The sequence below is a fragment of the Geomicrobium sp. JCM 19055 genome (assembly GCF_000698185.1).
GTDB classification, from domain to species: domain Bacteria; phylum Bacillota; class Bacilli; order Bacillales; family Marinococcaceae; genus Geomicrobium_A; species Geomicrobium_A sediminis.
Window position 1 is genome coordinate 1 of record NZ_BAXL01000006.1, and the last position, 21,502, is coordinate 21,502.

The following is a 21,502-nucleotide window of genomic DNA, read 5'->3' on the forward strand; positions in this document are numbered from 1 at the left end:
CTGTCTTATATTCTTACCGATCTTTCAATTGATTACGTCCATTGACGCCTATTAAAGGAGGGCAATATGCTCATTCATGAACAAAAACGAAGTGAAGTAGAACATGCACTTGAACGACTTGAACAGCGGATGCACCGACTTGAAATACAGCAATGTTTAGACATAGAACTGCTGCTTAAACGCATGTATGAGAGGGAACAGCGATGATGAATCTAATTCGGCGTTTTATCATGATCAAAAAGGGTTTACGCTCATTGAAATGATGATCGTGTTGCTAATTATTTCGATTTTGTTGCTCGTTGCGGTTCCGAATATGGTGAAAAATAGTGATGTGGCTCATTCAAAAAGTTGTGAAGCGACTATTGATTTAATTCAATCGCAAGTCGGTAGTTTTTCAGTGGAATCGGGGAAGAAGGCTGAAGACATTACATTGAACGATTTAGAAGGGTATGTCGAGCGAACAACTTGTTCAGACGGTACAGAGTTAGAAATTGTCAACGGCATTGTACGTGGAAAAACGTCTAATTCGTAACGAAGGCTTTACGCTCATCGAAATGGCGATTGTCTTGTTGATCGTAAGTATTTGTGCGTTCGTCTCAGTCGCTATTTCAACGGAGTTAATGAAACAACGAGCAACAGATGCGTTTATCGAGCAATTCGTTACAGATTTGTATTTTGCTCAGCAACAGGCGATGGCAAATAGCCAAACCGTACATGTTCATGTTCAAACAGAAGCATTGCAATATGAAGTGAAAATGGATGATAAAGTTCTTACGTCCCAACCGTTCCCTGAAGACATGAGAGCTGCGGCTTAACGATGGCGCCAGATCTTATTATGTTTAGAACGAATGGCAACTTGCGGTTTTCAGGCTCATTTCAGTTTGAAGGGAAACGTCACAATTATCGATTTGTGTTTTTAATCGGTTCAGGGAGATTTTATTATGTTAAATCAAAGTCAAGGGTTCACACTTATTGAAGTTGTTTCGGCGTTGTTGTTGCTGTCAATTTTAAGTGCCAGCATCGTACCAGTTTTGCATGCGATTTATGAAGAGAGAGCCGACGTGTCTTATGAATTTAAGGCAATCTCAATGCTCATTAGTGATGAAAAGGCGACCGGAACGATGTATCTATCGTTTACCGATGGTGAAGCACAATGTTTCTCTTGGGAGCATTGGCGTAAAAGGGAGCGATCTATTTGTCTCGAAGTTCCGTAAATAATCAAGGGTTTACACTGCTTGAAACGGTGATCGCGATGATGATTTTCTTTTCAATTCTGTATGTCGTCCCTCTACTTTATGACGCGATCCATCCTCCGCAAAGTGAACGAGGTGAGCAACGCCAAGAGCTACTCGTATTATTCCAACAACTACAAAAAGAAAGCCTTTACAGTGTGTCTTATGATATCCCAAATCCGTACCGTTTAGAAATGACGGATGTTGAAGGAACGGTGCGAACAATTCAAATGCAAAATAACCAACTGATTATGAGAGTGAACAATCAAGGTCACACGATTTTATTAAACGCCTTAGAGCGCTTTGAAGTGAAACGAGGCAATCGTGGGGTCGTCCTAACGATTACCCTTCAGAATGAGCGTCATTCGCTTGCTCTTTCAGACGTGATCATTGAGAAAGGAGAATGGCTATCGGTGAAAAGGGAGCTATAATGCCGTTGGTCCTCGTGTTGTGTTTTGTATTCAGCGCGCTCGTTACAACGCAAGCGCTCCTCTTTTTGACTGAAAAACAGATGGTAACGTCATACCAGCATTATATGCAAGCTTCACTGCTCATCGAAAAATCAAAAAAAGAGTGGTGGCGTCAGTTTGAACGCGGTGATGACAGACGAGCGGGAACGTATCGCTATGATTCTGGAACCGTGAGTTATACACAAAAAGCGACGAGTAGTGATTATGATGAAGTCGTGTTCACATCAAAAACGACTGCTAACACGACAGTCGTTCATCGGTTTTACATCATGCTGATCGACGTTGAAGAAGATGAAATGAATGAAGACGAATATGGACCTTCCAACCACGAGTTGGAAGGTTCTTTTAGGTATAACAATCCTTTTATTTACATAGAATAAGAACAAATGTTCTTTTGAAGGTGGTGGAGGTCCTTGCAAACCATTCTCGAGAACTCGTGTGTTAAACGTCAAAAGCTTTGTATGATCTACAAAAGTGAAAGTGGCAACTTTACAAAGCGAGTCGTGCTTATACAAACGTATGACGACCGATTAATAAATGCATGGTGCTTTAAGAGTCAAGCGTATCGACGATTTCTACGGAAAAATATTTTGGCAATCGAACCTGTAAATACGTATGGATAAATCGTCACAAAACCGTCAATGATAAGGAAAAGGAGTTGATCTAGATGAACCCGAATCCTTATTTGAAATATCTAGTTGAATCATTTCTAAAAGGGCTAGAGAACTTTTTTTTCGCATGAAACAAGTTATTGGGAGCGCAGAAAGACGCGAAAGAAAAGGAAAGTAAAGCTGTTTACGATGTTTGGAATGGTACCGACTGCAATGAAAATTTCGTACCGTCAAGCAAGAAAAAAACAGCCGACACGTTTTATCTTGGCAAACCGCAGGGAAAAGTAATTTACAACGACACAAAAATTCATATATAATGTGAGTATCGAGATGGACAATCTTTTGAGTTTCGCAGCAAGGAGGGAACAATATGAACAACGAAATGGGCCGGATGTTCCGTGTTATGGGGTTCTGGACAGGGATCTTTGCTGTCTTGTTCTTCGTCGGGAACATGTATGAAATGGCACTTATTTTCTTTGCGAATACGGCAGCTTTTGTTGGATTAGGCTTTATGAACTTGTCAGAGCGTAATTACATTTACATCTTTGGCGCTTACTTAACACTGTTTATGGTCGTGTTTTCCGTATACTCGATTTTCATTATGGAACCATCATTTGGCCACTAAACAAAATGAACATACATAAAAGGCGGTTTTGGCCGCCTTTTCGAATGTTCTATAGACCGTTTAAAAACGGGTTTTGTTCCGTTTCTTGTTGAATTGTTGTAGTTGGTCCGTGACCTGGAGCTACTTCTGTTGATTCGGGAAGTTCTAGCAACTTCTCGTGAATACTTAAAAGGAGCTCTTCGTGATTTCCGCCTGGAAGATCGGTTCTACCGATTCCTCCTTGGAAAAGCACGTCTCCAGAGAACACAGTACCTGACGATGCATGATAATAAGAGACACTCCCTGGTGAATGCCCTGGAGTATGGTAAACGTCAAACGCGAAGTTACCGACTTGAAGGTTTCCTTCATCTGTAATCAGCTTCTCAGCTGCCTTTACGGTGAACCCTTGTCCGTTTAGGAAGTTACTTGAACGGTTCAGTTCATCGTCTGTTAGCCAATCTGCTTCAATTTCGTGAATATAAACGGGAATGTTAAACGCTTCTCGAATATGATCGACCGCACCGATATGATCAAAGTGTGCGTGTGTAAGCAAGATGGCAACCGGTTGTAACGAAGCGTTTCGTATTGCCGTTTCAAATGCTTCACCGTCCCCACCAGGATCGAAGATGATAGCTTCTAGGTTTTCATTGTAAAGCACATAAGCATTGGTTTGCAGGGGCCCTAAGGCACTTGAGACCATTTCATTTAATGAATCCACTCCTTTTCCTATTTCAATGCTATTGTACACAGTCGCATTGTTTTTGAAAAGGAATGGCGCTCTTACGTGTTGAACTTTACGATAACTTCTTTGTAAGGAGAGAATGACTTATGGCAATGGTTCAATTACATTAGCGGTTGCGATTCTTTCAGCGATTGCGCTAGTTAGAGAATTAAAGCGTCGTAACTTCCTTGGAGTTGCGGTTTCACTAGCGAGTATTCTCGTTTTCGGATTCTTTGGGATCATGACGCTAATTACAGGTGCTCCAGAAGCATAACGAACAAAAAGGCTGTTCACAATGTCAACGACGTTGTGAACAGCCTTTTTTATTTTACGAACTTTGAAGGTAAAACACCCCGCCATTAATAAAGTTGAGTTCAATGGCTGTTGGTATTGTTCTTTGATTGCTACTTGCTCTAACTGATAAGCTTCTTGATCACTTGCTTCTTGATCTTGGTAGAAACGATCAAGAAGCAATAAATCATCTTCCATACGCCGTACAGCTTCGTCTGCCCACGCATGCTTTGTTGATGAAAGTTCCTTTAGAACGTATTGTTTAATGCGAGCGACGGCACTTTTCGGTTGGATGAGTCCAGCCATTTTAAATGCCATTTCTGGGATGCTCGATTGCACATTACGCTTACGCAAAACGTCCATAAAATTATCTACCGTTTCACCGTTAATAAGTTGGACGCCAAATGAGCGTAATTCATCTCTCTACGGTGACACGTGTACGAAATACGAACGTTTAAACAGAGCCACGGGTATAGTGCTGTTCGAGAATGAGGGGCGGTCTGCTCGTAAAGCCTCGTAAACCGGCCTTTATTTAAAGCAGAAGAGAAAAACTGATGCAACCTTGGTGAGCCAAAGTGCACTTTTTCAAATCCGTTTGAGTTCTCGACGTTTGTTGTCATCCGCATTTGCATCGGTTGCGGAGTTGCCCCGGTTTTATCAAGGTAATGCCAATAAAAAGGTCGATTCATTAACTCTTCATCAAGTTCACGCGTCAGTTGTACTTCAATGTCTTCGGGACTTCGTGATAAAAATTGTGCACCTGATGTTGTTAAGTAGCGCTCAATGTAACGATGGACTTTCGCTTGATTCACCTTATGCACCTCCTTTTTTTTCATATACGTTGACAATTGTTGAAGCTTTTCTTGCGCGATCACTTCGGAGTCTTCGGAGAGCGCATCTTGAACGTAGTGTTCAAGCTTCGTGGATTGTGAGCGCTCTAAGATGTCATCAAGATGTCCGATGACGCCTTCAAACATTTCGATTTTCTCGTAAAGAAGTCTTAGAATCCGCTCTTCGATCGTATTGCCGACGGCATAGTTTGTAATGTGTACTTCGTGCCCTTGTCCTAGTCGATGGATTCGGCCAATTCGTTGCTCCACACGCATCGGATTCCACGGCAGGTCGTAGTTAATCATATGGTGACAAAACTGCAAGTTAAGCCCTTCACCACCAGCTTCCGTTGCGATCATTACTTGTGCATAGTCACGGAATAGTTGGCGCATCCAATCTTTTTTTTGCTTCGTTTAAAGCCTCCTCTAAAAGGAACGGACTTAATGCCGTTCTGTTGAAGAAACCACTGCAGATACGCTTGAGTAGCACGGTACTCGGTGAAGATAATCGTTTTTTTCTTTGCTTTCGTGAAGTTGCTTTAGTACGTGCTCTGCTTTTGCGTTCCGATTCGCTTGTTGCATCTTTGTAATTAACGGCTGTACGAGTTCCTCGGTAAGAAACCCTTTTTTTTAACATGTTAGACAGCGTGACGCCTAACGCTTGTTTGCTTGAACACGTTTCACGTAGAAGTGTCGTAAGTGATAAACCGTGCATGTTCGTATCTTTTAACCGTTTTACTTCTTCATACAAGTCAATTTCCTCGTTCGTAAATGTGACCATGTAGTTTTCTACGTTGCGCTTTTTCCAGTCGATTTTCGTATCTGCTCTGCGGTTGCGGACCATCACGTGTTGAACGAGTGTTTTTATGTCGTCGTTACTCAAGTCTTTTTGGTCTTCTTTGTATTGGCGTTTGAATGATTGTTCATCGCTAAATGACCAGGCTTTAAGATTGAGACGAGATGAAACAGTTCTTCAATGCGATTTTGAACAGGCGTGGCTGTGAGTAGGAGGCAGAATCGTTTTTTTTAGTTGACGGATAAATTCATAGTTTTTTTTGTGCTTGAGTTTTTGAGTTTGTGTGCTTCATCGATAATAATCATGTCGTAAGGTTGTTGCAGTACGATGTCACGGTGAGGCTGTCTTTTGGCGGTTTCCATCGATGCGACAACAACGTCTGCTTGTTCCCAAACGTACGATTTCTTTTGTGGGATGGCAGGAATGTGGAATTTCTCGTTTAACTCGCTTGACCATTGATTTACTAGTGATGCGGGTGCTAGGATTAATACTTTTTTTTACGAGACCACGAATCATATATTCTTTGAGCACGAGTCCGGCTTCAATCGTTTTTCCAAGACCAACTTCGTCTGCTAATATGGCCTTGCCATTCATGTCTTCCACAACCCGGCGAGCGGTTTCTAATTGATGCTCGTATGGGGTTAAGTTCGGTAAGTATGATGGAGCAACGAGTCCATCAAACGATGGCACAGCACGATGTTCTTCTGCTTCGAACGCTAAATTAAACATTTCCCAAGAGGCGAATGGACCGTCGCTGTCGAGGCGCTTTTGAAATTCTTGTTCCCAATCAGTAGAAAAGTCAATATCGATATACATGTACTCTCCTCATTTACGATAAAATCATTGGCAGTCGGTTAGCATGATGCTAAACTAGCAATATAGTACGTACGAGTAGTAAAGATTTCGTAGTCGCAACATACTTCATAGTATGTAATTTTCCTAAGCTTTCTATACAACTGAATCATTGGCGGATGATGACAGAGGGAGAGTTCGCAAGTTTCAAAGCGGCGCCGAAGGAGCAAGCACTACAAGTGTGAATCTCTCAGGCAAAAGTACTTCTGTTTGACGCAACTCTGGAGAGTGCTCATGTATTGAGCCACCCACGAAGACACACCGATGATTGAATCATCGGAAGAAACTTTCTGGTCAACGGACAGAGCTTTTCAACGATTGTTGGAGAGTTCTGTCTTTTTTTATCAAAGAATTGTGGAGGCGATGACAAACGTGACGAATTTGCGTACAGCTTTATACGATGCACACGTAGACTTAGGCGCAAAAATGGTGCCATTTGGTGGATGGGAGATGCCCGTTCAGTATACATCGATTAAAGAAGAGCACTATGCCGTTCGAAATCATGTAGGGCTCTTTGATGTCTCTCATATGGGCGAAGCTTTTGTTGAAGGAGAGGGCGCACTAGAGACGTTACAAACCGTCATGACAAATGATGTATCAAAGCTCACACCAGGAAAAGCTCAATACTCACTAATGTGTACAGAACAAGGTGGAACGGTTGACGATTTACTCGTCTATTGTTTTGACAACGAGCGTTACCTCGTGATCCCTAATGCAGCAAATCGAAACAAAGACATTGAGTGGATCAAAAAACATCAAAAACCGAATACGACGATTACAGACGTTTCTGATGACTATGCACTATTAGCGTTGCAAGGCCCGAAATCTGAAGAGGTATTACAATCACTCGTTTCTGAACCTTTGAACGAGCTTGGATTTTTTTCAATTTTTAGCTGAATCGAAGCTTCTCGGTACATCTGCGATCATCTCTAGAAGTGGGTATACCGGAGAAGATGGATTTGAAATTTATTGTAAATCAGAAGATGCGAAAACGATTTGGGATGCACTCCTTAAACAAGAAGTCACGCCCTGTGGGCTTGGAGCAAGAGATACACTTCGACTTGAGGCGCGTTTGCCATTATACGGTCAAGAATTGTCAGACTCGATTAGCCCACTTGAAGCAAAGCTAGGGTTTGCTGTTAAAACGAAAAAGACTCAGCCGTTTATTGGTCAAAAAGCCTTGCAAGAAGAAAAGGAACAAGGTGTTAAGCGCAACTCGTTGGCATTGAAATGATTGGCAAAGGCATACCGAGAACCGATTATCCTGTGTACAACGAACGAGAAGAAGTAATCGGTCATGTGACAAGTGGTACGCAATCGCCAACACTTGGTACGAATGTCGGACTTGCACTACTTGATGAAGCTTACGCTACCATTGACACGACTGTCCGTGTTGGCATAAGAAAGCGAATTGTTGAAGCGAAAGTCATCCAAACACCGTTTTATAAACGCTAGGAGGGAAAGCATGTCAAACCATCGTTATTTACCAATGACCGAAGAAGATCGTAAAGAAATGTTGCAAGTAATTGGGGCAAACGACGTCGCTGACTTATTTGCGGATATTCCAACAAAAGTACGTCCGGCAGCTCTATGAATATTAAACCAGCATTAAAAGAGCGCGATTTACTTAAGCACTTTACAGAGTTAAGCAATCGAAATGTATCAACGAAAGATTTCCCGTCGTTTTTAGGGGCGGGTGTCTACGATCACCATATCCCAGCAACCGTTGATGCCGTCATTTCTCGTTCGGAATTCTACACAGCTTATACGCCATACCAACCGGAAATTTCACAAGGTGAATTGCAAGCAATTTTTGAATTCCAGACGATGATTGCAGAGATTACAGGAATGGACCTTGCGAATTCCTCAATGTATGACGGTCATACGGCTCTTGCTGAAGCGGTCGTAATGGTTGCAGGTCATCTCAAAATGAAAAAACAACGCGTGCTCGTCTCTGACACTGTACATCCAGAAGCCCGTGATGTAATTGATACGTATGTATTAGGCCCAAGATTAAATGTCGCTTCTGTAAATGAGGCGAAAGGAAAGACAGACGTAAGTGATCTTAAAGAAAAGCTTGATGATGACGTGTGTGCAGTTGTCGTACAATACCCGAACTTTTACGGTGGAATTGAAGATTTAAAAGCTATTCGTGAAGCGTGTGATGAATCGGGTGCTATGATGATTGTAAAAAGCAACCCTCTCGCTTTAGGTGTGTTAACGCCACCAGGAGAGTTTGGTGCAGATGTTGTTGTTGGTGATACCCAGCCATTTGGTATTCCTAGTCAGTACGGCGGTCCTCACTGTGGATACTTTGCAACGAAAAAGGCATTGATGCGAAAAGTACCTGGTCGTCTTGTAGGGCAAACAGTCGATGAAGATGGAACACGTGGGTTTGTGCTCACGCTACAAGCGAGAGAACAACATATTCGAAGAGACAAAGCGACATCAAATATCTGTTCAAACCAAGCTTTAAACGCCCTTGGCAGTTCTGTTGCGATGACAGCACTTGGAAAGAGCGGATTAAAGGAGCTCGCGGTTCACAATTTAAAAAAAGGCGCATTATGCAAAACAACAAGTTGAGAATGCTGGATTTACGATCGTCAATGAAGGTCCTCATTTTAATGAATTTGTTGTTGATGTAGGAAGTAGCGTAGTTGATGTGAACAAAAAGCTGATCGATAAAGGGTTTATCGGAGGCTTAGATCTTGGTCGATTTGATCAAGCGAGTGACAATCATATGCTCGTCTGTGTAACAGAGATGCGAACAAAAGAAGAAATTGATCGATTCGTTAAAGCATTGGAGGAGAGCAAATGAGAACGAAAGAGCAGCCGCTTATTTTTGAATTAAGTCGTAAAGGTCGTAAGGGCGATTCCCTTCCAGAACTAGACGTTCCTGACGTGTCAGTGGAAGAATTGCTTGAGGATTCCTACATTCGAAAAGAAGAAGCAAAATTACCAGAAGTATCTGAGCTTCAACTCGTTCGCCATTATACGGCGCTTTCTAACCGAAACTTTGGTGTTGATTCTGGGTTTTATCCTCTCGGTTCTTGTACGATGAAATACAACCCGAAAGTGAACGAAGTCGTCGCAAGAATGCCAGGTTTGTCTCACATACATCCGTATCAGCCTGAAGAGCAAGTGCAAGGGGCATTAGAATTGATGCACGAATTGCAAGAGTCATTAGCAGAAATGACAGGGATGAAGGAAGTGACGTTGCAATCAGCAGCAGGTGCTCAAGGAGAATGGACAGGGTTAATGATGATCCGTGCGTTCCATGAAGCTAATGGTGATGTTGAGCGTACGAAAGTGATTGTACCTGACTCAGCTCACGGTACGAACCCAGCATCGGCGAGTGTCGCTGGTTTTGATTCAGTGACGGTGCGTACGGATGAGCGAGGTCTCGTTGACTTAGATCATTTACGTGAAGTGGTTGGTAAGGATACGGCAGCGCTCATGCTTACGAATCCAAATACACTCGGATTATTTGAAGAAGATATCGTTCAAATGGCTGAAATTATTCACAGCGCCGGTGGTAAATTGTATTATGATGGAGCGAATTCTAATGCCATCTTAGATAAAGCACGTCCTGGTGATATGGGCTTTGACGTTGTGCATTTGAATTTGCACAAAACGTTCACCGGACCTCACGGAGGCGGGGGTCCTGGAAGTGGTCCAGTCGGAGTTAAAGAAGATTTAGTGCCATTTTTACCGAAGCCACTCCTCATTAAAAAAAGAAGAACAATATACGTGGGATTACGATCGTCCACAGTCGATCGGGCGTGTAAAGCCGTTTTATGGAAATTTCGGTATCAACGTACGTGCGTATTCTTATATTCGCACGATGGGTCCAGAAGGCTTAAAGCAAGTATCGGAAGATGCGGTATTAAACGCGAACTATTTAATGAAGCGTCTAGAGCCATATTATGACGTACCGTACCCGCAATATTGCAAACATGAATTTGTCGTGTCAGCAAAACGTCAAAAAGATCAAGGCGTGCGTGCATTAGACATTGCAAAGCGACTGCTTGATTATGGGTATCATCCACCAACGATGTACTTCCCGTTAAATGTGGAAGAGTGCATGATGATTGAACCGACGGAGACAGAGTCGAAAGAAACGTTAGATGAATTTGCTGACGCCTTGATTGCCATTAGTAAAGAAGTAGAAGAGAACCCTGATTATGTATTAGAAGCGCCGCATCATACTGTTATTTCAAGACTCGATGAAACGGCAGCCGCAAGAAAGCCAATTTTAAAACACGAGCAATAATAAAAACGAAGCACAAACTCACAGATTGAGTTTGTGCTTCGTTTTAATGAGAACGTCGACGTTCTTGTTCATTTTTTAATTTTTCAGGAGTTACATCTGTACCTTCTTCATCAACGACAGTCACATTAGAAATTGTGTCTTTTACTTGGCCACGAATATAGCCGAGGTATTCTTGTCTAAGTTTCGCTTGCTCGTTCTGCTCATCCTCAGTTAAGCCAATTTCTTTGGACTTTTTGGCAAGTTCGTTAATACGTTCAATAATTGGAATCATCGTGTGCTCCTTCCATTGATCTTTCATTTATACGTAAAGATTGTAATTACATGCATACTTAAAGAGATAATTTTATCATTTGCTTGTAACGTTTGCAATAAAATGCCCTTTCGTTTGAGTGAAAGGGCATTGGTTTATTTCTTCTTCACTTTTCCTGTCCATTTACGAAAGCCACCCTTTAAGTAGAAAAGACGATCGTTGTTGGTCTTTTTCTTAATCATACGAGCAGCTTGACGGCTTCTTGCTCCAGAGTGGTCATACAAATACACGTCTTGGTCAGGACGAACTTCAGACAAACGTTGTTTTAATTGGGAAAGTGGAATGTTCCGAGCGCCTAAAATGTGGCCGCCATCGAATTCCCGTTGTTCACGCACGTCAATCAATTGGGATTTACGATATCCTTGAATAAATTGATCTTGCGTTAATGGGCTTAAAAATTTCGGTGTTGATAGTCTTCTAAACAAAAACACAATCAAGAAACCAATTAATAGCCCCCATAAAATATAACTGATTACGTTCATAACATCCATCTATGTTCCCCCTACGAAAAGCTAGTACATCCTTTTCTATTATAAGTCGGAACTGCACGTTACGCAAAGGTTGTCTTCGCCGATGCAAACAAGTGTTACTTTTGCTACACTTAATAAGATTGGAGAGGTGAAATGTATGCAAAAAGAAACATGGCTTTTTCTGGAGTCGGGTGCGTGTTCCCCGTCTTACAACATGGCTTTAGATGAAAGATTGTTGCAGTGGCATAGCGAAGGAAAGATTCCACCAGTGATTCGCTTTTATGAATGGAATCCAGCATCTCTTTCTCTTGGCTACTTTCAGAAGATACATAAAGAAATCAATATTACCGCAGTAGAAGAACATGAACTTGGGATTGTGCGCCGTCCTACTGGAGGACGTGCAGTGTTGCATGACAAAGAATTGACGTATAGCGTCATCGTCAATGAAGACCATCCTAAGATGCCTGAGACAGTAACTGAAGCCTACCGTGTCATTTCAGAAGGATTGCTGGAAGGGTTCAGACAATTAGGATTAGAAGCGAATCTATCGATTCCGAAAACGAAAGAAGATACCGATGCATTGAAAAACCCAACATCTGCCGTTTGTTTGATGCTCCGTCTTGGTATGAGCTTGTCGTTGAAGGGAAAAAAATAGCAGGAAGTGCGCAAACGCGTCAAAAAGGCGTCATCTTACAACACGGCGCAATTGTGCTTGCGTTTGACGTCGATCAACTATTTAGTGTGTTCAAGTTCAAAGATGACCGCATGCGAGAACAAATGCAAAAGCGGTTCCTTCAAAAAGCCGTGAGCATTCAAGACCTAACAAGCACTGACGTAACCATCCCTCAATTGAGAGAAGCTTTTAAAGTCGGCTTTGAGCGAGGTCTTGACGTTCATTTAGAACCAATGACGTTAACAAAAGAACAAAAGCAAGAGGTAGAAACGTTAGCGATTGAGCGCTATCAATCAGACGACTGGACGTATCGTAGATAATAAAACTAAGGCTAGTAAGATTCTGAAGTGATTTTAGAAAGCGTTTAGCTGCATGTAGTTTTTTTGAAAGCAGAGTAACATCTCCAGAGCAGGTGTATGCCTTAACTAAGGAAAACCGTACTATGGCAATCAAAGCCTGTATATTTCTTAATGGTTTATCAAAAAAAGAACGAGCACCCGTTTAAGTTCGGGCGCTCGTTCTTTGATTTTGTCTTGTTCAGTGCATGTATATTGCGTTACTCGCCTTGTTCAGTTTTAACTACGTCTTCGTTAAAACGCTTTTGTAATGATTTCGTTAACGGTCCGACCGTTAATTTATGATGCACAGTACCTCTAAACTCAACGATCGGAGTGATTTCACTCGTCGTACTCGTAATAAAGGCTTCATCAATGTTCTTCATATCTTCGACTTGAATGGGTTCAAAGACTACGGATTTCCCGTGTTCTTCAATGTAGTCGAGAACGAGTTGGCGAGTAATGCCATTTAAGATGTAATTGTTTGCAGGGTGAGTTTGTACAACATCACCTTTAATGATGAATAAATTCGATGAAGAACCTTCAGTCATTAAGTCACCACGATGCAATAAGGCTTCTTGGCAGTCGTGATCTGCAGCTTTACGTTTGGCCATGACATTGCCTAACAAATTCACCGTTTTAATGTCACAACGTAACCAACGTTCATCTTCGGTTAAGTACGTGGCAATTCCTTCAGACATCGCTTGTTGTGGTCGTTCCATCGGCTTTGTGAACGCAAAAATCAAAGGTTCTGTATGACGCTCATAAAGATGGTTACGATCAGCAGAGCCGCGGGAAAGTTGGACATAAATAATTCCTTCGTTTAATCCGTTTTCTTTAAGCAGCTCTAGTAGGGAGTTCGTTAAGCTTTGCTTAACGTCGTAATCAAACGGGATGTCCAATTCTTCAGCGCTTCGTTGAAAGCGTTGCATGTGCATTTCCATTTGGAACGGAAATCCTCCATAAATTCGAATCACCTCGTAAATGCCGTCGCCAAAATACATGCTGCGATCATCAAATGAAAACGAAGCTTCTTCTCGATTAATGAGTCGATCATTTATTAATACTTTCTCACTCAACTGATTCCACGCCTTTCATATGTGCTCTAATGAAGAGCACATCACGATTATTCTGACTTCTATCATACCACGATTTGCTTTCTTTTCGAAGTGATGCTTTTCTTGAATCTGTCGTTGTTTGTCATGCGCCAATTCGGTACAATAAAGAATGTGATAAAAGAGTTGTGCCCAGAACGCAATTGAATGGGGGAACACACGATGGCAACAGCTAGCATGGAAGACTATTTAGAACGAATCTATCAATTAATTGAAGATAAAGGGTATGCTCGGGTGTCTGATATCGCAGATACATTAGAAGTGCATCCATCTTCTGTAACGAAAATGGTTCAAAAGCTTGATAAAAGTGGTTACGTCGTTTATGAAAAATACCGAGGACTGATCTTAACATCAAAAGGCAATAAAATTGGAAAGCGACTCGTCTATCGTCATGAGTTGTTAGAAGAGTTTTTACAGTTGATTGGTGTTGATGAATCCTTCATTTATCAAGACGTTGAAGGAATTGAGCATCATATTAGTTGGGATGCGATTGACCGCATAGGAGATCTTGTTCAGTACTTCAAAGACGATCCGACTCGTTTAAACGCGCTAAACAACTATCATAAAGAAGAATAGATAAGGGGTGGAAGAGGTGCAATCTTACACGATGATCATAGCCGGCGTGACGAGGCACCTACCGATCGTCCCGATCTCAGAACATACAGCGATTGCCAGTTTCGTGATGCTAGGAGATACAGTGCTCACGAAAGCAACAGCAAAGGCGCTCGTTAATCGACTGCCAGAAACCGATGTATTAGTTACGGCGGAAGCCAAAGGCATTCCGTTGGCACAAGAACTCTCGAGTTTGTTGAATCACGATCAGTATGTTGTTGCACGTAAAACAGTGAAGCCTTACATGAGCGAACCACTTGTGCTAACGGTAAAATCCATTACGACCGATGTAGAGCAGACACTCGTATTGGATGAACGGGATGCTCAAAAGCTTAAAGGCAAGCGGATCGTGCTCGTAGACGATGTTGTATCAACAGGCGAATCGATTGCGGCACTGCAAGAACTTGTTGAAAGGGCAGGGGGCAACGTCGTTGCCAAAACCGCTGTACTTGCAGAAGGTAGTGCAAATGATCAACAAGATCTCATTTATCTAGAAGAACTTCCTTTGTTTCCAATTGAAAAAAAGCCGATTTAGCGGTTTGCTCCAAAAGTTCGTGAAAACGATTTTTGGGCAAACGATGCTAAATCGGCTTTTTTTATTCTTTTTGTGCAGGTGTTGGTTCTTCTTTTGGTTGGTCCTCTTTCAAGTTGATTTGAAAAAGTCCTGCTTCTTTCGCGCTTAAGATCGCCATATAAACAAATGGACCTAAGATTAGTCCCATCACACCAAAGAACACGAAACCAAAGTACATTGATAATACGGTCGGCAAAGCATTCATGCCAATCGAGTCTCCGAGTACTTTAGGCTCTAAAATACGGCGAATGATGAGGAGAACGAGCGCTAAAATGTTCAGTTGAATCCCCATCGTGACATCACCTAAGATCATCGCTAACAAACCCCATGGGACGAGTACGAGGGCGGGACCTACGTAAAGTGGAATAATGTCTACGACCCAAATGATGAGTGAGAGTATAAACGCAGAGCCAGGTGATATGTAAAGAAGACTTATGTACGTGAGAATAAAGACTCCTAAGCTAAGAATAAATTGAGCTTTCCACCAGCCTAAGAATACTCGACCCATCCGGTGAAAGACGAATCGTAATTTCTCGGACGTTTCCGTTTTGAAGAAGTTAAAGAAATTCCCAAGAAGTCGAGGTAAATCCAAACTAAATAGAAACAACGTAATTAAGTAAATGAGCACTACAAAGAGCATGTTCGGAATCGCAGACAAAAACGAACCGAGTAGGCCGACGAGTTGGTCGTAATGCTAAGTGCAAAATCAATCGCATCTTCTGAAAGGCGCTCAAGTTCACGGGCGATTTGATACCCTTGTGGTAAATCTCTAAGCAATTGATTAAATTGAATAATCAAGTCGTTCGCAAACCGTTGCAATTCAAGTGCGTATTGTGGAAGTTGTTGTGACCAACTCACGATACTTCTCATCAGACTTGTCACAGCAAAGTACAGCCCGATTGCACTAATGGCTACAAATAACAAAAATACAATCGTAACAGGCAAAAGGCGCTTTTCAGTTTTTAACTGCTTTTTAAAGAAGCGAACAAAAGGTTCAAAAATCATGGCAGTTAATAACGCTAAGAGCAGCGGCATAAAAGCCGAAAAATTGTAATAAACAAATAGCCCGATCAAGATGAGGCAATGATGATTAAAATCCGTTTGACTAACGTTTTAGTTAACAACAGGTGCCTCCTTCGCTTCGTTGAAGCGCTATAATGCAAAAATCCTTATCTCTATATTATACGGCAAATTTTAGGATGTAAAATGGAATCGGAAGTTTTTTTGCATAAACGTAGAAAAGCAACAAACATTTCGTTTGTTGCTTACGTAAAGTATTCAATTTTGGAATTGGGAAAATAGTGGTCTACGTAGCGATACAACGTATCTTTCATCACTTCTTCTTGATCTTTTTCGTACACGTATTTGTGAATTCCGTAGCGTCCCCATTTTTTCCTTCGTTTCGTTTCATCAAGTTCTAGTTTTGTCATCGGATAGTTTTTTTCGATGACGCGTTTCGCAGGTTGTGTAAACCGGTGTTGAATAAACTCAAACGTAATGTTGTCTCGACCGTTACTCGGAAGTTGGTGAGACAGCTTTTTAAATAAGGTTTCATAGCCTTCTTCCCAACCGTCATGTAAATAGATCGGGGCGACGATAAAACCGAGTGGGTACCTGCTTCTTGAACTTTAGCAGCGGCTTCAATTCGTTTATCAAGTGTTGATGTTCCAGGTTCGAAGTACCGAATAACAAAATCAGCATTAACACTAAATCGAAAGCGGGTTTTTCCGCGGTGGTCTGCATCCAACAAATGGTCAACATGTTCGAATTTCGTGACGAAGCGAAGCTTTCCTAATTCGCTTTTGGCCATGTGTTCAATCGCATGCTTAAGAGAATGAGTAATATGATCAATGCCGACAATGTCTGACGTACAAGAGGCTTCAAATCTTGTCTGTTCAGGAGCTCTTTCCAACATGTAATCGTCCGCTTGTTTTAAGATCTCATCGGTGTTCACATACGTTCGAATGTAAGGTTTACTCCCCATCGTTGTTTGCAAATAACAATAATGACAATGACCCATGCAACCAGTTGCTAAAGGATCGCATATTCAGCAGACGGTTTAGACGTATCAAACTTTAATGTTTTTCGTACGCCAACGACGAGCGTTGATTTTGCGTTTCGATATTTTTGAAAATGATTGTCACCAGGCAAATTGCGGATTTGGTTGTGTGACGTAGTTTCGTGTATTTCAGTTCCTAAGTCATTGAAATAATCATAGAGCTTCTTGCCTAATGGGTAGTCAAAAGCTTTTGGTTCTATATATATTCGCTCAGGCATAAATGGCTTCATGGTGTTCCCCCTTACATCGGTTCTGGGTCGGTGCCAAAGTAATAAGAATATGCTTCCTCAGCCTCTTCGTAACTATTGAATACCGCAAGTTCTTCAGTAATTGGATAAAATTCATCCATTAAATAAATCGTTTGCGAAAGAGGATCTTGTGGGTCGTTAACGACAGTTGCTTCACGGATGTTTGCAACGTCTTGCGTGTGGGGATTACGGTGGATCACATACAGCGTTTCACCTGCTTTGTAGTCCATCAAACGTTCTCCTCCTTTCTCTATAACTAACTTGTGCGTATCGTTTTCGTTGTACGCTAGGAGTGAACTGGCGATCAATCCTTACATTTCCTGTAAGGACAACACGCAACTTCTTCTTTGTGCGCATAGTGTGTAGGTGTGGGGAGTTGGTGTTTCAATGCTGATTGACGGTGTCTTTGCAGGTGGTGGTGTAAAAGCCTTTGCCTTCATTGGCGCATTGCAGGCGATGGAAGAAAAGAACTTCACGTTTTCTAGAATCGCAGGTACGAGTGCAGGAGCATTATGGGGAGCTTAATGGCTGCGGGATATACGAGCAAAGAGATTCGTGAGATGTTCGATGAAGTGGAACTTAAGATGTTCCTCGATCCTACAGCTTGGGCGAAAACATTTCCACATTTACTCAAATGGGTAGGCGTCTACTTTGGGCTTGGATTATATAAAGGCAATAAATTAGAAGAGTGGTTAGCGAATAGCTTGAGGCAAAAGGGGTTCGAACGTTCGTGATTTGCCAAATGATCAACTAAGAGTAGTGGCAGCAGATATTTCAAAAAGCAGAATGCTCGTTTTGCCAGATGACCTTGAGCATTACGGCATCATTCCAGACTCGTTCCCGGTCGCTCGCGCGGTACGAATGAGTTGTAGTTTACCATTTTTCTTCCAGCCTGTTCGGTTGTTTGATAAAGGTGGAGCGTCATCATTAGTCGTTGATGGTGGGATTTTAAGTAATTTTCCGATGTGGTTATTTCGAAAGCATCGTTCAAAGCGACCATTGCTCGGTTTTCAACTGAATCCAGAACCGGCGGATCATGATAAAAACTCGATTACAAACGCACTCGAGTTATACGGATCGATTTTTGAGACGATGCAAAAAAAGCCACGATTCACGATATATTGATTCTGGTCACGAGAACAACGTCGTGTTTATTCCGATTGAGACGGTGAGGACGACGAGTTTTTCTTTAACGGATGAAGATCGAGAAAAGTTGGTTACTCTAGGATATGAGACGACAAAACAGTATTTGAAAACGTGGAGTCGCTAAAAAATGCGCTGACGAAAATTATCGTCGCGCATTTTTTTCTTGCCATTAACGACCTTTAAGTGGGTCGGATTTCGCTTTTTCTTTACACTAACCGCATCGGGGTTTTTATTGTTTGTTTTTCGTCGTTGTTTGTCTTGTTTGAGTGCACGCTTGTAATTCGGGTCCACCCGTTGACCTTGAACTTGTGGACGAACAAAGCGAGTGAGAACGAAATAGAGAATTACCCCGATTACAGCAGTGATGACGAGCATTAAGAGCAGTCCAGATGGATTGAAGATCAGTTGAGAACCAAGTCCAATCACTGCAAGGAAGCTAATAATCAAAACGAAAGGGTTTTTTTAGAAACGACTGCAAACGCTCATCTCCTTTTAAACGATGTTACTGCCGGCTTTTTCTGCCTTTAGTTGCTCATCGCGTTCGAGCAGTTTTTCAAAAGAAGCAATTGATACTTCAACTTGGTCGTCTTTTGGTTGTTTCGTTGTAAGTAGTTGCAACCATAAGCCAGGGAGTCCGAGCCATTTTAACACAGGGATATCTCGTAACTTGTTTGTAAACTGCAACACTTCGTAGGAAACTCCGAGAACGACTGGAATGAGTAATAAACGATGTACAATTCGCTCAAACAAATTATCAAACGGGACGAGCAAATAAATCAGCACACCGATAATGACGGTAAATAGCATAAAGCTACTACCACAACGGTAATGCAATCGAGAGTGCTCTTGTACATTCTCGACCGTCAATGGTTTATTTGATTCATACGTGTTGATCACTTTATGTTCGGCACCATGGTATTGAAATACCCGTTTAATGAGTGGGGTTAACGAGATCAAATAAATGTACCCAACGAGAATAATGGTCTTAAATAAACCTTCAAGTAAGTTCTGAGCTACATGTCCAGGGAAAGTCCGGATAAGAGTTCAGCTAAAAAGACTGGGACGAGTGTAAAGATGACAGTTCCAATTAAAAATGCAAACACTGCCATGGCAGCGACACCTATAAAGCTCACGATCTTAGAACGCTGCTCCTCAGTAACGATATTCTCATCATCATTGGGGTGAACGTCATAACGATCAGAGGCAAAGTTCATATGTTTACTTCCCATCGCTGCTGCTTCAATTAGAGCAACAGTACCTCGAACGAAAGGAATTTTCTTTAGCTTCTGTAGTGTAGGCATTGGCTTTCGGACGTTTTCGAAGTATTCGATATCACCGGTGTTCCGGCGTATTGCAGAAACAGTCGTTTCTTTACCTGCAAACATTACACCTTCAATGAGGGCTTGACCACCATAGGCGGGTTTTTCTGTAGAAGGAGACGCTTGTTCTTGTTTTTGTTCTTCGCTCATGTTGGCACCTATCTTTCAACTCTTTGGTTTGCTATGGTTTCTATTCTACAACAAGATGCAACTCACCTCCACGACACAGTTTTAAAAGAGAGAAAATCTACTGTGAAGAGAATGAGCACTTCTCATTTGTACCATACTATGGATCAATGAGGTGAGTAAATAATGCCAACAAAACAAAAATCGAAAAACAGATACGAAAGATTTGCCGTATAGCGTAAAAGTTCTCTTAATAGGAGCTGTAGGAGGTCTTTTGTGGAGTTCCATTTGGTACGGAGCTTATTTTTTTAATTTTACAGATGTCGGTCCGAATTTATTTTGGATGGCATGGTCACTTGGAGATTGGACAGAAGAGAAAACAGGTCAATGGCTTGCTATTCTCATGATTACGATCGGCTCGATTGCAATCGCCTTTCTTTATCGTTATAGTCTTGCGAAGATTAGTAGCATGTGGATGGGAATTGGCTTTGGAGCCGTACTATGGGTGCTGATTTTTTTACATTGCTAATCCGTTATTTGTCGGGTTAGATTCAGTGCAAGAGTTAAGTAATATCACAATCACGAGTACCATTTGTTTATTTATTAGTTACGGTCTATTTGTCGGATATTCCATTGCTTATGAAGAAGAGTTGCAAGAATACGGAGGAACATAATGGCTAGATTTCCTAAACATGTGCTAAGATAGAGGTGATGTAATCGTAAGTTTTGCGAGGAGGAACGAAAGCGAATGAAACGAGTTGACAATGTTAGAAAACAGTTTCAATCATTAGGCATCGATGCGTTTATCGTTGAGAGCGAGGCCAATCGTAGATACCTTTCGCATTTTACTGGGAGTGCAGGGGTCGTTTTTTTAACGGAAAGTGAGTCATATTTTATTACCGATTTTCGTTACGTCGAACAAGCAACGAGTCAATGTGTTGGTTACACGATTGTTGAGCATAAAGGTTCGGTTGCTACGGAAATACAAGAACTTGTAAAGAAGCATAACGTGAAGGCAGTCGGCTTTGAGAAATCGTATACAACCTTTGAGAAGTATGAGTTGTATAAGCACGAACATTCGATTCCATTGGTTCCTTTAAGTGGGGTTGTGGAATCATTGCGTCAGTTCAAAGACGAAGAAGAAATTGTGACGATGAAGAAGGCTGCAGCAATTGCAGATGAAGCTTACGCACACATTTTAAATTACATAAAGCCTGGAATGCGAGAAAAAGAAGTTCGTGATGAGCTAGAGTTTAAAATGCGACAACTTGGTGCTGATGGATCATCATTTGATATGATTGTTGCTTCAGGAGCACGAGGTGCATTGCCTCACGGTGTTGCAAGTGACAAAGTCATCGAGGAAGGTGAACTTGTTACCCTTGATTTTGGTGCGATTTATGAAGGGTATTGCTCAGACATTACACGTACTCTCGCTGTCGGAGAACCTAGTGAACAAATGAAAAAGGTCTTTGACACGGTATTACAAGCACAGTTAAAAGGTGTAGAGCAAATTAAACCTGGAATGACAGGACAAGAAGCAGACGATATTTGTCGTTCGTACATTTATGAACAAGGGTATGAAGGCAAGTTCGGTCACGGTTTAGGGCACGGGCTTGGCATTGAAGTTCATGAAGAACCGAGACTTTCTCCGAAAGGTAACGTCGTATTGCAACCAGGAATGGTCGTAACCGTTGAACCTGGGGTTTATTTACCAGGGATCGGTGGCGTACGAATTGAAGATGACATCGTCATTACAGAAACCGGAAATGAGCGTTTAACGACGTCTGATAAAACGCTTAAGTATGCGGGGCAAAACTAGAAAAAGGTGGATATAC

At 41.8% G+C, this 21,502-nt stretch carries 22 protein-coding genes, 9 pseudogenes and 1 riboswitch; of the genes and pseudogenes, 18 read left to right on the plus strand and 13 right to left on the minus strand.

Annotated features, from left to right (window positions below; translation table 11 throughout):
- Positions 1-66 precede the first annotated feature (66 nt).
- The 7 genes from JCM19055_RS27170 (at position 67) to JCM19055_RS06405 (ending at position 2,938) form a co-directional block, all read left to right on the plus strand.
- A complete protein-coding gene (locus tag JCM19055_RS27170) occupies positions 67-207 on the plus strand; it encodes a hypothetical protein (protein ID WP_193745335.1) in 141 nt (46 codons plus the stop codon).
- Entirely contained in the window at positions 188-532 is a 345-nt protein-coding gene (gene comGC / locus JCM19055_RS06375; RefSeq protein WP_042359057.1) for a competence type IV pilus major pilin ComGC, read from the plus strand. The genes JCM19055_RS27170 and comGC overlap by 20 nt, the downstream gene beginning before the upstream one ends.
- Positions 510-815 carry a type II secretion system protein gene (locus tag JCM19055_RS06380; RefSeq protein ID WP_042359059.1) on the plus strand — a complete coding sequence of 102 codons (306 nt, stop codon included), beginning with the start codon at positions 510-512 and terminating at the stop codon, positions 813-815. The genes comGC and JCM19055_RS06380 overlap by 23 nt, the downstream gene beginning before the upstream one ends.
- A 126-nt stretch (positions 816-941) precedes the next feature.
- Positions 942-1,214, plus strand: coding sequence for a prepilin-type N-terminal cleavage/methylation domain-containing protein (locus tag JCM19055_RS06385; protein WP_042359061.1), 273 nt, complete (start codon positions 942-944; stop codon positions 1,212-1,214).
- Complete coding sequence (locus tag JCM19055_RS06390) at positions 1,196-1,663, plus strand: competence type IV pilus minor pilin ComGF (RefSeq protein ID WP_042359063.1); 468 nt, start codon at positions 1,196-1,198, stop codon at positions 1,661-1,663. Before JCM19055_RS06385 ends, JCM19055_RS06390 begins: the two co-directional genes overlap by 19 nt.
- 65 nt (positions 1,664-1,728) lie before the next feature.
- Positions 1,729-2,082: a competence type IV pilus minor pilin ComGG gene (gene comGG, locus JCM19055_RS06395; protein ID WP_193745336.1), complete on the plus strand. Its 354-nt coding sequence runs from the start codon at positions 1,729-1,731 to the stop codon at positions 2,080-2,082.
- A gap of 613 nt (positions 2,083-2,695) precedes the next feature.
- The gene (locus tag JCM19055_RS06405; protein ID WP_042359225.1) at positions 2,696-2,938 is read left to right on the plus strand and encodes a DUF2626 domain-containing protein; all 243 of its coding nucleotides are present in this window, start codon (positions 2,696-2,698) and stop codon (positions 2,936-2,938) included.
- Between the two features lie 49 nt (positions 2,939-2,987).
- Here the strand turns inward: JCM19055_RS06405 and JCM19055_RS06410 are convergent, their stop codons facing one another.
- Entirely contained in the window at positions 2,988-3,665 is a 678-nt protein-coding gene (locus JCM19055_RS06410; protein WP_305047334.1) for an MBL fold metallo-hydrolase, read from the minus strand.
- 73 nt (positions 3,666-3,738) lie between these two features.
- On the opposite strand from JCM19055_RS06410, the gene JCM19055_RS26235 reads away from it, so the two are divergent.
- Entirely contained in the window at positions 3,739-3,912 is a 174-nt protein-coding gene (locus tag JCM19055_RS26235) for a DUF2759 domain-containing protein (RefSeq protein WP_152549785.1), read from the plus strand.
- 131 nt (positions 3,913-4,043) lie between these two features.
- Here JCM19055_RS26235 and JCM19055_RS31400 read toward each other — a convergent pair.
- From JCM19055_RS31400 to JCM19055_RS31410, 3 genes and pseudogenes are all read right to left on the minus strand, one after another.
- Positions 4,044-5,152 (minus strand): annotated as a pseudogene (locus tag JCM19055_RS31400) (YqhG family protein); the annotation flags it as partial.
- Positions 5,133-5,642: a hypothetical protein gene (locus JCM19055_RS31405; RefSeq protein WP_370543025.1), complete on the minus strand. Its 510-nt coding sequence runs from the start codon at positions 5,640-5,642 to the stop codon at positions 5,133-5,135. The gene JCM19055_RS31405 and the pseudogene JCM19055_RS31400, both read right to left, overlap by 20 nt.
- Positions 5,639-6,040 (minus strand): annotated as a pseudogene (locus JCM19055_RS31410) (SNF2-related protein). Before JCM19055_RS31410 ends, JCM19055_RS31405 begins: the two are co-directional and overlap by 4 nt.
- Positions 6,041-6,526: 486 nt before the next feature.
- Positions 6,527-6,623: riboswitch (glycine riboswitch) on the plus strand.
- 147 nt (positions 6,624-6,770) lie between these two features.
- Between JCM19055_RS31410 and gcvT the strand changes: the two are divergent.
- From gcvT to gcvPB, 3 pseudogenes are all read left to right on the plus strand, one after another.
- Positions 6,771-7,862: pseudogene (gene gcvT, locus JCM19055_RS06425) on the plus strand (glycine cleavage system aminomethyltransferase GcvT).
- A 10-nt stretch (positions 7,863-7,872) separates the two neighbouring features.
- Positions 7,873-9,225, plus strand: a pseudogene (gene gcvPA / locus JCM19055_RS06430) (aminomethyl-transferring glycine dehydrogenase subunit GcvPA).
- Positions 9,222-10,680: pseudogene (gcvPB, locus tag JCM19055_RS06435) on the plus strand (aminomethyl-transferring glycine dehydrogenase subunit GcvPB). The pseudogenes gcvPA and gcvPB overlap by 4 nt, the downstream one beginning before the upstream one ends.
- Before the next feature lie 43 nt (positions 10,681-10,723).
- Here gcvPB and JCM19055_RS06440 read toward each other — a convergent pair.
- Together JCM19055_RS06440 and JCM19055_RS06445 are read right to left on the minus strand one after the other, a co-directional pair.
- On the minus strand, positions 10,724-10,951 hold the full coding sequence (locus tag JCM19055_RS06440) for a DUF896 domain-containing protein (RefSeq protein WP_042359071.1): 228 nt from the start codon (positions 10,949-10,951) through the stop codon (positions 10,724-10,726).
- A 134-nt stretch (positions 10,952-11,085) separates the two neighbouring features.
- Positions 11,086-11,481, minus strand: a complete 396-nt coding sequence (locus tag JCM19055_RS06445; protein ID WP_370543026.1) for a rhodanese-like domain-containing protein — start codon at positions 11,479-11,481, stop codon at positions 11,086-11,088.
- A 136-nt stretch (positions 11,482-11,617) separates the two neighbouring features.
- Here JCM19055_RS06445 and JCM19055_RS06450 point away from each other — a divergent pair.
- Positions 11,618-12,453 (plus strand): annotated as a pseudogene (locus JCM19055_RS06450) (biotin/lipoate A/B protein ligase family protein).
- Between the two features lie 236 nt (positions 12,454-12,689).
- Here JCM19055_RS06450 and dat read toward each other — a convergent pair.
- Entirely contained in the window at positions 12,690-13,547 is an 858-nt protein-coding gene (dat, locus tag JCM19055_RS06455; protein ID WP_042359073.1) for a D-amino-acid transaminase, read from the minus strand.
- 198 nt (positions 13,548-13,745) lie between these two features.
- Between dat and mntR the strand changes: the two genes are divergently transcribed.
- A complete protein-coding gene (mntR, locus tag JCM19055_RS06460; RefSeq protein WP_042359075.1) occupies positions 13,746-14,159 on the plus strand; it encodes a transcriptional regulator MntR in 414 nt (137 codons plus the stop codon).
- A 16-nt stretch (positions 14,160-14,175) separates the two neighbouring features.
- Positions 14,176-14,730, plus strand: a complete 555-nt coding sequence (locus tag JCM19055_RS06465; RefSeq protein ID WP_042359077.1) for a phosphoribosyltransferase family protein — start codon at positions 14,176-14,178, stop codon at positions 14,728-14,730.
- Between the two features lie 61 nt (positions 14,731-14,791).
- Here the strand turns inward: JCM19055_RS06465 and ytvI are convergent, their stop codons facing one another.
- The 4 genes and pseudogenes from ytvI to JCM19055_RS06480 form a co-directional block, all read right to left on the minus strand.
- On the minus strand, positions 14,792-15,409 hold the full coding sequence (ytvI, locus tag JCM19055_RS28790) for a sporulation integral membrane protein YtvI (RefSeq protein ID WP_265181894.1): 618 nt from the start codon (positions 15,407-15,409) through the stop codon (positions 14,792-14,794).
- A complete protein-coding gene (locus tag JCM19055_RS28795) occupies positions 15,397-15,804 on the minus strand; it encodes an AI-2E family transporter (RefSeq protein WP_265181895.1) in 408 nt (135 codons plus the stop codon). Before JCM19055_RS28795 ends, ytvI begins: the two co-directional genes overlap by 13 nt.
- Before the next feature lie 230 nt (positions 15,805-16,034).
- Positions 16,035-17,058: pseudogene (gene splB / locus JCM19055_RS06475) on the minus strand (spore photoproduct lyase).
- An 11-nt stretch (positions 17,059-17,069) separates the two neighbouring features.
- The gene (locus tag JCM19055_RS06480) at positions 17,070-17,306 is read right to left on the minus strand and encodes a transcriptional regulator SplA domain-containing protein (protein WP_042359079.1); all 237 of its coding nucleotides are present in this window, start codon (positions 17,304-17,306) and stop codon (positions 17,070-17,072) included.
- A 157-nt stretch (positions 17,307-17,463) separates the two neighbouring features.
- On the opposite strand from JCM19055_RS06480, the pseudogene JCM19055_RS06485 reads away from it, so the two are divergent.
- Positions 17,464-18,346 (plus strand): annotated as a pseudogene (locus JCM19055_RS06485) (patatin-like phospholipase family protein).
- Here the strand turns inward: JCM19055_RS06485 and JCM19055_RS06490 are convergent.
- Positions 18,343-18,669: an SA1362 family protein gene (locus JCM19055_RS06490; protein ID WP_042359081.1), complete on the minus strand. Its 327-nt coding sequence runs from the start codon at positions 18,667-18,669 to the stop codon at positions 18,343-18,345. The pseudogene JCM19055_RS06485 and the gene JCM19055_RS06490 overlap by 4 nt on opposite strands.
- Positions 18,670-18,714: 45 nt before the next feature.
- Positions 18,715-19,691: pseudogene (locus JCM19055_RS06495) on the minus strand (DUF1385 domain-containing protein).
- A gap of 202 nt (positions 19,692-19,893) precedes the next feature.
- Between JCM19055_RS06495 and JCM19055_RS06500 the strand changes: the two are divergent.
- From JCM19055_RS06500 to JCM19055_RS06505, 3 genes are all read left to right on the plus strand, one after another.
- The gene (locus JCM19055_RS06500) at positions 19,894-20,196 is read left to right on the plus strand and encodes a YqhR family membrane protein (RefSeq protein ID WP_265181896.1); all 303 of its coding nucleotides are present in this window, start codon (positions 19,894-19,896) and stop codon (positions 20,194-20,196) included.
- A gap of 25 nt (positions 20,197-20,221) precedes the next feature.
- Entirely contained in the window at positions 20,222-20,341 is a 120-nt protein-coding gene (locus tag JCM19055_RS28800) for a YqhR family membrane protein (RefSeq protein WP_265181897.1), read from the plus strand.
- Positions 20,342-20,415: 74 nt separating this feature from the next.
- Positions 20,416-21,486 (plus strand): Xaa-Pro peptidase family protein, encoded by a 1,071-nt coding sequence (locus tag JCM19055_RS06505; protein WP_042359083.1) that lies wholly within the window; start codon positions 20,416-20,418, stop codon positions 21,484-21,486.
- Positions 21,487-21,502: the final 16 nt, after the last annotated feature.